Origin of the sequence: Aquimarina besae (assembly GCF_042434905.1) — a bacterium.
Classification (GTDB): domain Bacteria; phylum Bacteroidota; class Bacteroidia; order Flavobacteriales; family Flavobacteriaceae; genus Aquimarina.
The window spans coordinates 3,096,657-3,110,506 of the sequence record NZ_CP170199.1 but is presented as its reverse complement, the minus strand read 5'-3'; the positions used below and the strand labels follow the sequence as shown (position 1 = coordinate 3,110,506).

At 34.0% G+C, this 13,850-nt stretch carries 12 protein-coding genes; 7 read left to right on the top strand and 5 right to left on the bottom strand.

Going from position 1 to position 13,850, the window contains the following annotated elements:
• Nucleotides 1–126: 126 nt before the first annotated feature.
• Complete coding sequence (locus ACE94K_RS13610; protein WP_378173174.1) at nucleotides 127–450, top strand: YbaB/EbfC family nucleoid-associated protein; 324 nt, start codon at nucleotides 127–129, stop codon at nucleotides 448–450.
• 64 nt (nucleotides 451–514) lie between these two features.
• Here ACE94K_RS13610 and ACE94K_RS13605 read toward each other — a convergent pair whose 3' ends face one another.
• Nucleotides 515–1,618, bottom strand: coding sequence for an OmpA family protein (locus tag ACE94K_RS13605; protein WP_378173171.1), 1,104 nt, complete (start codon nucleotides 1,616–1,618; stop codon nucleotides 515–517).
• Nucleotides 1,619–1,851: 233 nt separating this feature from the next.
• Here ACE94K_RS13605 and ACE94K_RS13600 point away from each other — a divergent pair, with 233 nt between their 5' ends.
• Nucleotides 1,852–2,172, top strand: coding sequence for a YegP family protein (locus ACE94K_RS13600; protein ID WP_378173169.1), 321 nt, complete (start codon nucleotides 1,852–1,854; stop codon nucleotides 2,170–2,172).
• Nucleotides 2,173–2,247: 75 nt separating this feature from the next.
• Here ACE94K_RS13600 and ACE94K_RS13595 read toward each other — a convergent pair whose 3' ends face one another.
• Together ACE94K_RS13595 and ACE94K_RS13590 are read right to left on the bottom strand one after the other, a co-directional pair.
• A complete protein-coding gene (locus ACE94K_RS13595) occupies nucleotides 2,248–3,261 on the bottom strand; it encodes a threonine aldolase family protein (RefSeq protein ID WP_378173167.1) in 1,014 nt (337 codons plus the stop codon).
• 53 nt (nucleotides 3,262–3,314) lie between these two features.
• Nucleotides 3,315–5,726, bottom strand: a complete 2,412-nt coding sequence (locus ACE94K_RS13590; RefSeq protein WP_378173164.1) for a zinc-dependent metalloprotease — start codon at nucleotides 5,724–5,726, stop codon at nucleotides 3,315–3,317.
• A 241-nt stretch (nucleotides 5,727–5,967) separates the two neighbouring features.
• On the opposite strand from ACE94K_RS13590, the gene ACE94K_RS13585 reads away from it, so the two are divergent.
• From ACE94K_RS13585 to arsC, 5 genes are all read left to right on the top strand, one after another.
• Nucleotides 5,968–7,434, top strand: a complete 1,467-nt coding sequence (locus tag ACE94K_RS13585; RefSeq protein ID WP_378173161.1) for a circularly permuted type 2 ATP-grasp protein — start codon at nucleotides 5,968–5,970, stop codon at nucleotides 7,432–7,434.
• Nucleotides 7,435–7,438: 4 nt separating this feature from the next.
• Complete coding sequence (locus tag ACE94K_RS13580) at nucleotides 7,439–8,386, top strand: alpha-E domain-containing protein (RefSeq protein ID WP_378173159.1); 948 nt, start codon at nucleotides 7,439–7,441, stop codon at nucleotides 8,384–8,386.
• A 30-nt stretch (nucleotides 8,387–8,416) separates the two neighbouring features.
• Nucleotides 8,417–9,271, top strand: coding sequence for a transglutaminase family protein (locus ACE94K_RS13575; RefSeq protein WP_378173156.1), 855 nt, complete (start codon nucleotides 8,417–8,419; stop codon nucleotides 9,269–9,271).
• A 124-nt stretch (nucleotides 9,272–9,395) separates the two neighbouring features.
• Nucleotides 9,396–10,494 (top strand): peptide chain release factor 2 gene (prfB, locus tag ACE94K_RS13570; protein WP_378173153.1). Its coding sequence is split into 2 segments (ribosomal slippage): nucleotides 9,396–9,458 and nucleotides 9,460–10,494, totalling 1,098 coding nucleotides; the frame shifts between segments, so codons are not numbered across the junction.
• A gap of 10 nt (nucleotides 10,495–10,504) precedes the next feature.
• Nucleotides 10,505–10,846, top strand: a complete 342-nt coding sequence (gene arsC / locus ACE94K_RS13565; RefSeq protein WP_378173150.1) for an arsenate reductase (glutaredoxin) — start codon at nucleotides 10,505–10,507, stop codon at nucleotides 10,844–10,846.
• 61 nt (nucleotides 10,847–10,907) lie between these two features.
• Here the strand turns inward: arsC and ACE94K_RS13560 are convergent, their stop codons facing one another.
• Nucleotides 10,908–13,073 (bottom strand): immunoglobulin-like domain-containing protein, encoded by a 2,166-nt coding sequence (locus tag ACE94K_RS13560; RefSeq protein ID WP_378173147.1) that lies wholly within the window; start codon nucleotides 13,071–13,073, stop codon nucleotides 10,908–10,910.
• Between the two features lie 53 nt (nucleotides 13,074–13,126).
• Nucleotides 13,127–13,681 (bottom strand): conjugal transfer protein TraO, encoded by a 555-nt coding sequence (locus tag ACE94K_RS13555; protein WP_378173145.1) that lies wholly within the window; start codon nucleotides 13,679–13,681, stop codon nucleotides 13,127–13,129.
• Between the last annotated feature and the right edge of the window lie 169 nt (nucleotides 13,682–13,850).

Sequence of the window (13,850 nt, the reverse complement as noted above, 5' to 3'; positions counted from 1 at the left end):
TTATTCGAAGTTGCAAAAGTAATAGTTAGCAATTACATAACTCTGCGACTTTTGACAATATTCTCTTAGTTTATTAACACGTAAAATACTAATTTTGTTCTTAATAAATCATTAAAAAAAATACCAATGTTTGGAGATATGATGGGAATGATGGGTAAGCTAAAAGAAACCCAGAAAAAAGTAGAAGAGACCAAAAAGAGATTAGATACTGTTTTGGTAGACGAGCAGAGTTCTGATAATCTTCTTAAGGTTACTATTACTGCGAATCGTGAAATCAAAAGTATTTCTATAAATAACGAATTACTGAATGATAAAGAACAGCTAGAGGATTATCTCATTCTCACCTTAAACAAAGCTATCGCAAAAGCGACATCTGTTAATGAAGCTGAACTTGCTGCAGTAGCCAAGGAAGGAATGCCCAATATTCCAGGACTAGACTTGTTTAAATAGTATCAGTATCAAACAAAAAAAGGAAGCAAAATTGCTTCCTTTTTTTGTTTGATAAAACGCTAAATTAATTGTTAATCAATCTAAATTCTGTTCTACGGTTTGCTGAGTGCTGACGTTCTGTACAAGTAACACCATCTGCACATCTATTTTTTAATCTATTCTCACCATATCCATTCGCTACTAGCCTGCTACTGTTTACTCCTTTAGAAAGCAAATAAGTTACTACCGCTTGTGCTCTTCTCTCAGAAAGATCCTTATTACTTGATTTAGAACCTCTTGCATCAGTATGAGAAGCTATTTCCATTTTAGCTCCCGGGTTATTCGCTAAAACCGGCATTAAACGCGTATCGATAATGCTCTTTGCTTCTGCCGTTAAAGTAGCACTACCTAAATTCCAATTGATTGGTAAAGCAGAATACTCAACTAACGAACATTCTACCTCTTTCCAAGTGGTTAATCCTCCTTTTTGGGTTAGTACTTCCTTGCTTACCGTTTTAAAAGTTGCAGGAACCACAACTTCTTCTGTGTATGCATCTTTTACCATCACTGTTTTTGTAATAGTCGCATATTCTGCAGGGATCACTTCTTCAATTACTCTTGCCGGTTCTGCAATTACTCTTTTAGTATAGGTACTTGATTGCTCTGCAATTGCAGAACTTGTAGTAGTAGCATCAGAACTCAATGTCTGAACAGGAACTGTAGTGAATTCTGCAGGATATCCTTTATAACACCAGTAACGACAATCGTCTGGATTGCTGGAAGCACAGTCAGGAGCCGGAGAACCAAGTTCCCATTGTGCGTATGCAGGCTTAATTTCTACTGTTTCTGCTCCTTTACCAAATTTAGCAGGAATAACTGCTAACTTAGAAGCACCTTGTTTCTTAATAAAAGTAACAGTTTCATTCTTATACTTGGCAGGAATAACGGTTAGTTTTTTTGCTTCTTCTTTTACCAGTACTTTTTCTGTTACTGTTTCAAAAGTTGCAGGAAACGTTTTCAATTTTTTATACTCTGGTGTGATTTGAACCTTCACTGTTTGATTTTCGTAAACATCTGGGGTCGTACAACGTACATAGCATTTTCCTGGTTCTGGATTAGCTGGTAAATCCTGAGCTTGTAAAGTAATTCCGGCCATAGCCAGAAACATTAATAGAATACGGTTTTTCATGTTAAGATGATTTTGTGGTTATTATTATGTTACATTTAAAGATACGAAATTATGAAGATGAAAAGAAAATGTTAAAATGAACAATTCTTAAAAAAAGCATATTTTCGACGTATTGTATTTTTATTCGATAAAAAACCTTTAAAATAAGATTCGTCTTTTTATATATTTTTCTTTCTGATTATTATTCTATATTTTTATCAAAATCATTCTAAATTCTTTAAAAACTCGACAATATGTTTGAACTCAAAAACAAGGAGGGATCCAGTTATCATTTCACCTTAAAAGCAAAAAACGGACAAGTTATTTTAAGTAGTGAAGTTTATAATAGTAAAGCAGCTGCTGTTAATGGAATAGCATCTGTTCAGAAGAATGCTTCTGAAGATGGAAGATATGAAAGAAAGACCGCCAAGGATGGAAAATTCTTTTTCAACCTAAAGGCAACTAATGGCCAGGTTATCGGAAGTAGTCAGATGTACTCTTCTGAATCAGGAATGGAAAATGGAATTAATTCTGTTAAAGAGAATGCTCCTGAAGCGGAAACAAAAGAGATCTAAGTTTTTTTATTAAGTGTTATTTCTATAAACTGTAATAAAGCTGTTCAAATGATTTGAACAGCTTTATTGCTCTTATTATAATGTTTGTAACAATTCTAGAAAATATTCATGCATTTTCTGTGTATAGTCCAAATGTGTTACAAATCTTAGCTTTCCCTGCCCCATTCCATAAAAATGAATATTCTTTGAAGCCATATTCGATATGAAATCTTCTTCGCTACCATCAATAGTAAATATGATAATATTAGTATCTATTGGCTCTACATTAGTTACAAAAGATAGTTTTTGCAAGACCGCTCCAATTTCTTTTGCTCTTTTATGATCTTCTAATAAACGATCCAGATGATTTTCTACGGCATATAATCCTGCAGCCGCCATAAACCCTATTTGTCGCATACCTCCTCCTAGAACCTTACGGATACGAATAGCTTTTTCCATAATTTTACTATTGCCAATTAAAACCGAACCCATAGGAGATCCCAACCCTTTACTCAGACAAACCGAAATCGTATCGAACACTTCTCCATATTGTTTAGGATCTTCTTTTTTGGCTATCAGGGCATTCCACAATCTTGCACCATCAAGATGATATCCTAAACCATGTTCTTTACATATTTTCTTAATTTTCAGGATCTCTTCAAAGTTATAACAAGCTCCTCCTCCTTTATTAGTTGTGTTTTCTATACACACCAAACTTGTTAGAGGGCTATGATAAAAATCCGGTGGATTAATAGAAGCCAATACCTGATCTGCTGTTATCATCCCTCTATGACCATCAATTAGTTTACACGAAACTCCGCTATTAAATGAAACTCCTCCTCCTTCATAATTAAATACGTGGGCATACTTATCTGCAATAAGTTGTTCTCCAGGTTGTGTATGTAACTTGATCGCTGCCTGATTTGCCATACTTCCGGAAGGAAAAAACAACGCACTGTCTTTACCAAACATAGTGGCTATCTTTTCTTCTAAAGCATTTACGGTTGAATCTTCTTTGTATACATCATCCCCTACTTCGGCATTCATCATTGCATTAAGCATATCTGGAGTAGGCTTAGTTACTGTATCACTTCTAAGGTCAATTATCATATGGTATTCTTTAACTCTATGGTTTGTTATTTGTTGTAAATGATTTAAAAAAATTAAAATCCGCATCTGAAACTCCCAATAGGAGAACCATCAGGAATTTTGGGCGAAGGTATTACCTTAAACTTTTCAGGATCTTCAATAAAATCCTGAATTTGCTTTAAATAATATTTATTATATATCTGATTGACTCCTTTTTCTTTACCGGAACTAAGTAATTGATTTATTTGATTGAGATAATGATATGCTAAAGCATTAACCTGAGAATAAGCTTGTTCATTTTTAGCAAGGCTCATTAAATGTTTTAATGTATTCTGCTTTACCGCATGTGTAATTTCGTTATGATAATCATTCGTTGATGTTGAAGAAAAAACTACTTTAACCAACTTTTCTAAAAATTCTGAAGCTCCCAATTGCTTCGTGTCTAAACTTTTTTGCTGTACCAACCTCGAAACTCTTTCCGGATTTAACAAAAGGGACAAAGTCATATCACTAGCCGTTGATGCAGCACTAATTGCATCAAAAGCAACTCCTGTTTTTCCCTTAAAAGATTCTCTTGTACGACCATAACCAATTGCTCTGGGAGGAAATAAGTTTAGTTTATCTTCTGGAATGGCTAAAATTTCGGGAGTTAATGTTCGTAGTACTTCCTCCATTGCTTCACGCTGTATTTCGCCAGAAATTAATTCTGTTATAACTTGTGCATCCCCTTTAACAGCATAATTGTAGTCTAATCCGCCAATTAATTTGACAACAGCTTCTGTTTGATATCTATGAAAAAAGTACAATGGGACAAATACATCCTCTAAGACTGAGTATGGTTCTCCTGTTCGTATATTATCTTTAGAGAAATTTCTAATAGCGGTTTCTCTGATCGTTAAAACATTTTTTAATTCCACTGTAGGGCTTTTACCATTATCCCATAAATGTGCTAACCCATGTGCTCCTCCCTTAGGTCTGGCATCACTGTCTGATATAAATCGTAATCCCATATTATAGGCATTACTCAATATTTTGTCCAGTTCTTTTTGCTCATCAGCATCCTTTGCAAATTCAGAATAACTATAGGCAACGGTGACTTTGTCCCAGACACCTATTTTTGTATCATACGCATCAGAAAGGTCGACTTTACCATCAATCAATCTAATTGTTGGGTGAGGATAATCCATCACCGATGCTCTGTCACTCGTACTTGCGGCAAAATTATGAGCAAATCCTAAGGTATGGCCTACTTCGTGAGCAGATAATTGACGAATTCTTGCTAGAGCCATTTCTAACATCGGTTGATAATTATCATCACTATTAGCGAAGGGTTTGTTGGATAATGCTTGTGCGATAAGGAAATCCTGTCGGATTCTTAAACTCCCTAAACTTACGTGTCCCTTTAGTATTTCTCCTGTTCTAGGATCCACTACACTAGCACCATAACTCCATCCTCTTGTAGAGCGATGCACCCATTGAATCATATTATATCTTAAATCCATCGGATCAGCATCTTCGGGAAGCATTTTTACCTGAAACGCATTTTTAAATCCAATTGCTTCATACGCTTGATTCCACCATCTTGCTCCGTCTAAAAGTGCAGACCTAATCGGTTCTGGAGTACCGGGATCTAAATAATAAATAATCGGTACTTTGGCTTCGCTAATTGCTAATTCCGGATTTTTCTTTTCTAATCGATGTCGCTTGATATATCTTTTTACTATTGGTTCATGGACAGGAGTAGCATAGTCTAAATAAGAAATTGAAAGCGCTCCACTCCTTGGATCGAACTCTCTTTTTTTATAATTGCTATCAGGAAGTTCTACAAATGAATGATGCTGTGTTACCGTTAACAATTCTGGATCTGGTGCAACGGACCATATGTTGCCTCGTTTTGGAGATCCTTTATAGGTAATCAATGCTTCAAATTCTACATTTTTAGGAAACGCCTTTGTTTTTTCAAGACTTAATGCGCTTTTTGTTTTATCTACACTATAACTACCTTCGTTTTGTCTCTTTAATCTTTCGATCACACCGTGAGTATCTTGTAATAAAAAAGGAGTTATATCAATTACGTGAGTATTTCCTTTTTTTTCTTTGATAGGAAAACCAAATAAAACCGACTTTGCAAACGCTTGTTCGACACTTTTCTTTTCTAATTTATTTTCTGTAATTGCTCGAAATCGCTGATTGGGTTGAATTAACAACAATTTATTTCCGGCTTTTTGAAATTTCACAACTACTCCATCTCCTATTTGTCCTCTATCTAGTCCGATATCATTAGACCCCAAACCCGTAGCTAAGGAATGTACATATAAAAACTCGGTATCTAAGTTGTCTACTTCCAGATATATCTCATCCTTATCTTCGTTATAATAAAAATTAAAAAATCCTTTATAAGACTTTAAATCTTTTTGTTTTTCAAGAAATTGAGAAGTTATAATATTACAACAAAAAAAAAGGATAATGATAAGGGTGTTTTTCATGATCAGTGCGATTTATTAGTTTTAATAATATTTAGCAAAATAAATAATCTATGGATTTTAGAACCAAGAAATTTCCATAAATTTAAAAATTAAGTTGCCTTATTTATACTTCTTTCTTACCCTAAATAGAAAATCATCAATAATCAAAAGTATTTTTGTTATTTTATTATCATATTTTCTGTTTTTTGATGATTTTTCAACATATTTTTCTATATTTTTTCCTATTTTACAAAAAAAACACATGAAGCTTAACACTGATCATTCTATATTTTCTTCATATCATCGCAACCCAAAATTTTATGATGAAGTATTTGATCATAATAACGACGTTCGGGAAGTTTATCAAAAACTTTTTTCTTTATATAGTAACAATTCTATTGAAGATTATATTAAGCTTAATAATAAAGCTAGGTCTTCCTTTTTTAATCAGGGCATCACTTTTCAGGTTTACGGTGAAAATGAAACAAAAGAGAAGATTTTTCCATTTGATCTATTTCCAAGAATTATAAGTTCAGAAGAGTGGGAAACCATTGAAAAAGGAGTTTTACAACGCAGCAGAGCTTTAAATCTATTCTTATGGGATATCTACCATGATAAAAAAATAATCAAGCAAGGAATTGTTCCTTTAGATCTTATAACATCTTCTGCAAATTATCCACATCAGATGTTAGGTGTAGATCCACCAGGCGGAATTTATAATCATATTTCTGGAACTGATCTCATCAAACATTCTGATGGTCAATACTATGTACTAGAGGATAACATCAGATGTCCATCCGGGGTGAGTTATGTTATCTGTAATCGCACAGCATTAAAAAGAGCTCTCTTTGGCGTTTTCGATCATTACAAAACACATACAGTCACTGATTATGCGCAAAATCTTTTAGAGATAATGGAAACAACAGCTCCAAGAGGATCAGATAATCCGAATGTAGTTGTGATTACTCCTGGGATTTATAACTCTGCTTATTATGAACATTCATATTTGGCAAAAGCTATGGGGGTTGAACTTGTGGAAGGCAGAGATCTCTTTGTTGAAAATGATTTTGTTTATATGAAAACAATTAGTGGTCCTGAAAAAGTTGATATTATATATAGGAGAATTGATGATCAATTTTTAGACCCTTTAGAGTTTAAACCAGATTCTACACTAGGTGTCCCTGGACTATTTGCAGCTTATAAAAAAGGCAACGTTTGTTTGGTAAATGCCCCCGGTACGGGAGTTGCAGATGATAAAGCAATATATACCTATATGCCACAAATAATAAAATATTACCTAGATGAAGAACCTATTCTTAATAATGTGCAGACATATCATTGTAGCCAAACAGAAGATTTAAAGTATGTCTTAGAAAACATTAATAAATTGGTTATTAAGCCTGTTGACGAAGCAGGTGGGTATGGAATTTCTATAGGAGATAGACTTAGTATATCAGAAATTGAAACTTTGAAAGAAACCATCAAAGCTAGTCCTCGTAAGTATATTGCCCAACCCATTATGTCATTATCTCTACACGCCACTTATATAGATGATTCTGAGTCATTCGAACCACGACATGTTGACCTCAGAACTTTCACACTGCTAGGTATTGATAAAGCTTTTGTACTAAAAGGTGGTTTAACCAGGGTCGCTCTTCAAAAAGGAAATCTAATTGTAAATTCATCTCAGGGTGGCGGTTCTAAAGATACCTGGGTATTAAAAAAATAATTTTATGCTCGCACGTGTAGCCAATAATTTATTCTGGATGGGTCGATATATTGAAAGGTCGGAACATGTAGCCAGATATCTAAATGTCAATTACTTCTCTTCATTAGATGCTCCGAACGAATTTTCCCAGTCACGGGATTTTGTGATGCGATCGATGAAGTTTATGGTAGGAGATCCTATTTATGATAATTCAGTCCAACTAGAAGAAAAAGATGTATTGTATGACATAGCTCTTAATTTTGAAAAAACCTATTCTATCGTAAATAGTATAAAAAATGCTAGAGAAAATGCCAACGGAGCAAGAGATTTAATATCTACCGAATTGTATGAAGCTATCAATAAACTATACCATTTTGTACTCAAATATCCAGTAGAATCTTACAAGAACAATGGACTATATGACTTTACAGTCAATGTTGCAGAATCTACAGCGGTATTAAGAGGAAAGATTCGAGGAACTCTATATCACGATGAAGTGTATGCTATTATAATGCTTGGTATAAATTTGGAAAGAGCCACGCAAATAATCAGAATTATCAATTCTAAACATAATGACACTTTAATTGCGAAAGCAGAATATGGTGATATGACTGACAATAGTTATGAATGGACTACCCTATTAAAATGTACAGAGTGCTACGATATGATGAGACGATACTACAGGAAAACACCAACTGCTATAAACACATTAGAATTTTTAATACTTAATAGATTTTGCCCAAGATCAGTTATGAATTGTCTGAACCAAGTATCTAATCATATTTCCATTCTAAACACAAGTAGGTATCCGGACAAAGACTCAACAGCTTTTCTTATAGGGAAAATTAGATCAGAATATGAATATAAACTTATAGATGAAATTAATGGAGATTTAAGCGAGTTCATAGAAAACATTCTTAATAATCTCGTTCGCATTAGTCAAAAAGTAGAAAAAGAATATTTTAATTACTAAAAGATATACTAAATTTAGCCTTTTTCTCGTATGCCCTTAGAATACACCATAAAGTATAAATCAAAAAATTTTTACGAAAATTTCGTTCAAGAAGCTCTTTGGCAATTTCTAATAATCCCTGAAAACAATGATACTCAAATATTGAATAGTTATAACTTAATAAATAACAGAAACTTTTTAGTTACAAAATCTATCAATGGATATGGTTTTGAAACTTTTCGGGTAATAGCAAAAGAAGAATTTAATGAAATTGAATTTGAAGCAATATTTACCCTCCTAAAGCGTGAGGTTAATCCATTCGATTTTGAAATCAAAAATACTCCTCAAATGGATCACGAATCAATTCAAAATATTTCTTTTAAAGTAGATTTTGAACCATTTCTTCGCATTACAGAGTTAACCAAACTTCCGATAAATTCATTAGATATATATCAAATTGATACTGCAAAAAGTATTTTCGAAAATCTACAACAATTAAATACCTGGACGTACAAATTTCTTAATTTCAAAGCTGAAGTTACAGATATTTCTACAACTATTAATAGATTGTTATTAATTAGAGAAGGTGTTTGTCAAGACTTTTCTCATTTATTTATTGCTATTGCAAGAAAGAATGGAATTCCGTCCAGATATGTGTCAGGATATCTTCATCAAGGACACGGATACTTCGGCGATTTGCAAATGCACGCATGGGTCGAATGCTTCATTCCTAATATTGGATGGATAGGATTTGATCCAACCAATAATATTCTGAGTAATGAGAATCATATTAAAGTAGCTCACGGCAAAGATTATACCGACTGTCCACCTATCAAAGGTGTAATATTCTCGTCTGGCAGTAATGAAACCAACCATACTGTTCAGGTAATGGCACAGCAGCAATAACTATCTATTTTTGTTTTTTTTTAACAAATCTTGTATTTCATAATTTAAAATAAACTGCAAAAAAACGTAAAATTATTTCCTACTGAGTTGTTAAATCCTATTTTTGTCAAAAATTAAAAGAAATATGATTAATACTGAGACTTTACAGGATCTTAGGGAGCGCCTGGTTGCGTTAAGGAGGTATCTTTGACATTGATGCCAAACTTATTGAAATAGCAAACCAAGAAGAAAAAACATATGCCCCTGATTTTTGGGACAATGCACAGAAAGCCGAACAGTTAATGCGAGCTCTAAACGCAGAAAAAAAATGGGTTTCTGATTACGAGTCAAGTGTTACACTAGTTGATGATCTAGAAATAATTTATGAGTTTTTTAAAGAAGGTGATGCTTCAGAAACCGAGGTAGAAGAGCGTTACACCAAAGCAACTGAACTTATAGAAAGCTTGGAGTTCAAGAACATGCTAAGCGAAGAAGGAGATGCTATGAGTGCTGTTCTGCAAATTACTGCAGGTGCCGGCGGAACAGAAAGCTGTGATTGGGCAAGCATGCTGATGCGAATGTATCTGATGTGGGCAGAAAAGCAAGGCTTTAAAGTAAAAGAACTAAATTATCAAGAAGGAGATGTAGCTGGTATCAAAACAGTAACCTTAGAAATAGAAGGCGATTATGCGTTTGGTTGGCTCAAAGGCGAAAACGGTGTACATAGATTGGTACGTATTTCTCCTTTTGATAGCAATGCCAAAAGACACACTTCTTTTGCTTCTGTATATGTTTATCCATTAGCTGATGATAGTATCGAAATAGAAATTAACCCATCTGATTATGAAATTATTACTTCCAGATCAAGCGGTGCCGGCGGACAAAATGTTAATAAAGTAGAAACCAAAGTTCAGCTTACTCATTTCCCTACAGGTATTCAGATTTCTTGCTCTGATTCCAGATCACAACACGATAACAGAGAAAAGGCGCTACAAATGCTAAAATCGCAGCTCTTTGAACTAGAGCTTAAAAAACAACAAGCGCAAAGGGACGAAATCGAAGCATCTAAAATGAAAATCGAATGGGGATCACAAATTCGAAATTATGTTATGCATCCTTACAAATTGGTTAAAGACGTGAGAACCGCAGAAGAAACCGGAAATGTGGAAGCGGTTATGGATGGAAACATTGATGCCTTTTTAAAAGCTTATCTGATGATGATGGGGCAAAAAAACGAAGATTAATATAATAAAAATGATAACAATATATCACAATCCTCGATGTAGTAAATCAAGACAATGTCTAGCCATTCTCGAGGATAAAAAAGAAGAACTAAATATCGTTAAATACTTGGATATTCATTTTACTGAAGAAAAATTGACCGAGATCATCAATATCATTGGGATAAAACCAATAGATTTAGTAAGAAAAAATGAGGCGGTATGGAAACAAGAGTATAAAGGGAAGGATTTTACAGATAGTCAAGTGATCAAAATTATGTGTCAACACCCTAAACTTATCGAACGACCTATAGTTATTAAAAACAATAAGGGAATTATCGGAAGACCCCCAGAAAAAGTAATTGATATTTTATAAAAAAATTAAACCCTTGAATTTTAATTCAAGGGTTTAATTTTTTACTCTTTGTATAAATTATTTATTGAGGAATTGGATTACTTACATTCATATCACCATTAAAGCTTTCCCCTGCAACACTGATAGTAAAGCTGGTTCCATTTCCAGAATCACCCAGACTTGGATTATGTGATCCTGTAAAGATGGCAATTTCATCTAACGGCATAGTAAATTGAAAAGAAGCTTCAGAAACCATTGGGTTTGTATCATCTGCTGATATTAAACAATCTTCTCCCGGAGCAAGTCCCCAGCACGTTATTCCAATACCCAAGCGTGTCGAATTAGAATCCCTTACCTGAATATTTGCATTACCGCTTCCTGAACCGCCGGAATTCATGGTTACCACAACCGAAGACCCTGCAGGCGCAGTTAACCGACCTGTTGCCCTATTAAAACTTACCGGATCGACCACATTAATGGTTCTGATTACTTGATCGGCCGCATTATTGGCTGCGTCCCTAACATTATACGTTCTGGTATAAGTTCCCGCTGTACTAGTATTCACAAAAGTACCTCCAAATACTATTTCGCTAGTCAAATTACCATCTACGTTATCAGATGCAGTGGCAGTTTCTGTATAAGTATCATTAACTGATAAGGTAATACTTGAAGGACCATTTAATACTATCACAGGTTTTATATCATCAACCACATTGATGGTTTTAATAATTTCGGTAGCAGGATTACCAGAAGAATCGGTAACATTATATGTTCTTGTAAAAGTTCCAATTGTATTGGTATTTACAAAATTTCCTCCAAACACTATCTGATCTGTTATTGTACCATCGAAATTATCGGTCGCAGTGGCAGTTTCTGTGTAAGTTGCACCTATTCCTATAGTTATATTGTTCGAACTATTTAGATCGATCACCGGAGCAACATCATCAACAACAATGATCGTTCTAGTCACTTGTTCCGCACTATTATTTGAAGAATCGGTTACATTATAAGTTCTTGTATAAGATCCTAGTGTATTTGTATCCACAAAATTACCTCCAAAAACGATTTGATCATTTAAATCTCCATCAACATTATCAGATGCAGTAGCAGTCTCTATATAAGTATCAAAAACTGTTATTGTAATCGTTTCAGGTCCGTTCAAGTTAATAACAGGAGCCTCTAGGTCCGGATCAATTAACTCTAAGGTTATATTTGAACTTTTCGTAATGGGTGTAGTGTTAGCATTAGTTACCTCAAATCTAAGCTCATTGGTCCCGCTTACGCTTCCAGAATATAATCCGGTAGTTACACCCACAGCTATAGGAATTTCGCTATCTTCCGTATAGGCCACTCCGTTATACTCAATAGTTCCCGGCTTATTTGCCAAAAATAACATCGTATAATTTGAGTTGCCAACTGTTTCTTCTATCACAAAACTGAACTCTATCGGAGTATTTGTAAATTGTGGATCAACCGGCGGAGCAAAAACTGAAAATGTAAAATCAGGAGTTTCAGTAACTTCAATTAAAATCGTTTCAGTTTTACTAATTCCTAAACTACTGGTTGCCGTCAAAATCAATTCTACCGTTCCAACAGTAGCACCTTCAAACGTCCATGTAGTATCACCCACAGGAACTTCAATATCTGTTAAAGGATCAACTTGAACACCATCAACCGCTATCGTACCGGTTCCTAACATATCTGCGTCAGGAGTTCCGAATTCGTATTGCACATTATAAGTAGCCGTACTAATTTCAGTAATATTCAAATTCAAGTCCAATGCACCATCTACGTAAGTATTCTCTGGTAAAGCTATTGCATCGAATGTAAAATCTGTATCTCTTACATTATAAACAATTACAAAATCTTCTTCTCTGTTGGCTCTATCCTTCAATGTAATGGTTACCCTATTTGTACCAATTGTGGTCCCCAGATATTCTATGGTATATTGAGGCCCTTCAGGCAAATCAACAAACTCATTCTCGATTATTGCTACATTGTTTACAGCATAGGTTCCTGCGCCTTCTGTAACATTATATTTGATTTGATAATCGCCTGCATTCACATCTGTTCCGGAGATTATTGTAAATTGTGATTCTTCTCTGGTATTAACAAATGCATCTAAAGTTGTTTCGCTAAATTCAACTTTAAAAAATACTACTAAATCATCAGTAATCTCCTTGGTACAGGCAATTCCGATAAATAGTAAAACAATTCCTGATATAAAATATTGATAAAACTTTTTCATTTTAATCCCTTATGTTATAAAGTCTTTTTGATAGAAGACCTGATTACAAAACTTTATTTTAAAATTAATTTAACACCGAGTCCAAAGTAAGGTGAAAACTCTCCGATTTCACTATTAAAGTGATATGTTTCCTGTGCTTTAATATTTATAGCTATGGTGGGTATCAGAAAAATATCTGCATCTAATCCGGCATAAGCTCCGAAAACAACTGTATTTGGGTCAAAATCCAATAGTAAATTATTTTCAAGAATCTCGTCACCATTATTTACACTTTCATACCCAACGGTTCCTCCGGCTCCTAAAGCGAGAGCAAAAGTTCTTTTGTTATTTCTAAGTACATCAAAAAAGAAACCAGCATTAAAAGCATAGAGATTTACAGGTACATCTACATTTTTATAGTCCAAATTCGTGAAATTAGCCTGAACATTAAATTGTAAATAATCGAATTCATTTACCTTATAATCAAGAGTTACCAATCCTCCAAAACCTCCATCAACATAACCTCCTGTTAATGACAAAGCAGTTTTATGACTCTGTCCGTAGATTGAAATTGAAGAAAAAAGAACAAATACGACTAATAAATACTTATTAATTAGAAGTTTTTCCATAAATCTTATTTTGTGATATTTTAATTACATAATTTTTCCGCAAAAAACAGCTGCAAAACTAAAAAACGCAAACGTAATTTACACTATAATTATTGTGTCTTTGTTGTAACTAAATTCTTTCAAATCTTAAAGAATTATAGATGTCATTGACGTTTTGTTAAATTAACAA

What these genes read in the sequence shown, in the direction of transcription:
- ACE94K_RS13560 (WP_378173147.1), bottom strand. Translation starts at nt 13,073, where the DNA reads ATGAAAAAGTTTTATCAATATTTTATATCAGGAATTGTTTTACTATTT.
- arsC (WP_378173150.1), top strand. Translation starts at nt 10,505, where the DNA reads ATGATAACAATATATCACAATCCTCGATGTAGTAAATCAAGACAATGT.
- ACE94K_RS13590 (WP_378173164.1), bottom strand. Translation starts at nt 5,726, where the DNA reads ATGAAAAACACCCTTATCATTATCCTTTTTTTTTGTTGTAATATTATA.
- ACE94K_RS13600 (WP_378173169.1), top strand. Translation starts at nt 1,852, where the DNA reads ATGTTTGAACTCAAAAACAAGGAGGGATCCAGTTATCATTTCACCTTA.
- ACE94K_RS13580 (WP_378173159.1), top strand. Translation starts at nt 7,439, where the DNA reads ATGCTCGCACGTGTAGCCAATAATTTATTCTGGATGGGTCGATATATT.
- ACE94K_RS13555 (WP_378173145.1), bottom strand. Translation starts at nt 13,681, where the DNA reads ATGGAAAAACTTCTAATTAATAAGTATTTATTAGTCGTATTTGTTCTT.
- ACE94K_RS13575 (WP_378173156.1), top strand. Translation starts at nt 8,417, where the DNA reads ATGCCCTTAGAATACACCATAAAGTATAAATCAAAAAATTTTTACGAA.
- ACE94K_RS13605 (WP_378173171.1), bottom strand. Translation starts at nt 1,618, where the DNA reads ATGAAAAACCGTATTCTATTAATGTTTCTGGCTATGGCCGGAATTACT.
- ACE94K_RS13610 (WP_378173174.1), top strand. Translation starts at nt 127, where the DNA reads ATGTTTGGAGATATGATGGGAATGATGGGTAAGCTAAAAGAAACCCAG.
- ACE94K_RS13585 (WP_378173161.1), top strand. Translation starts at nt 5,968, where the DNA reads ATGAAGCTTAACACTGATCATTCTATATTTTCTTCATATCATCGCAAC.
- ACE94K_RS13595 (WP_378173167.1), bottom strand. Translation starts at nt 3,261, where the DNA reads ATGATAATTGACCTTAGAAGTGATACAGTAACTAAGCCTACTCCAGAT.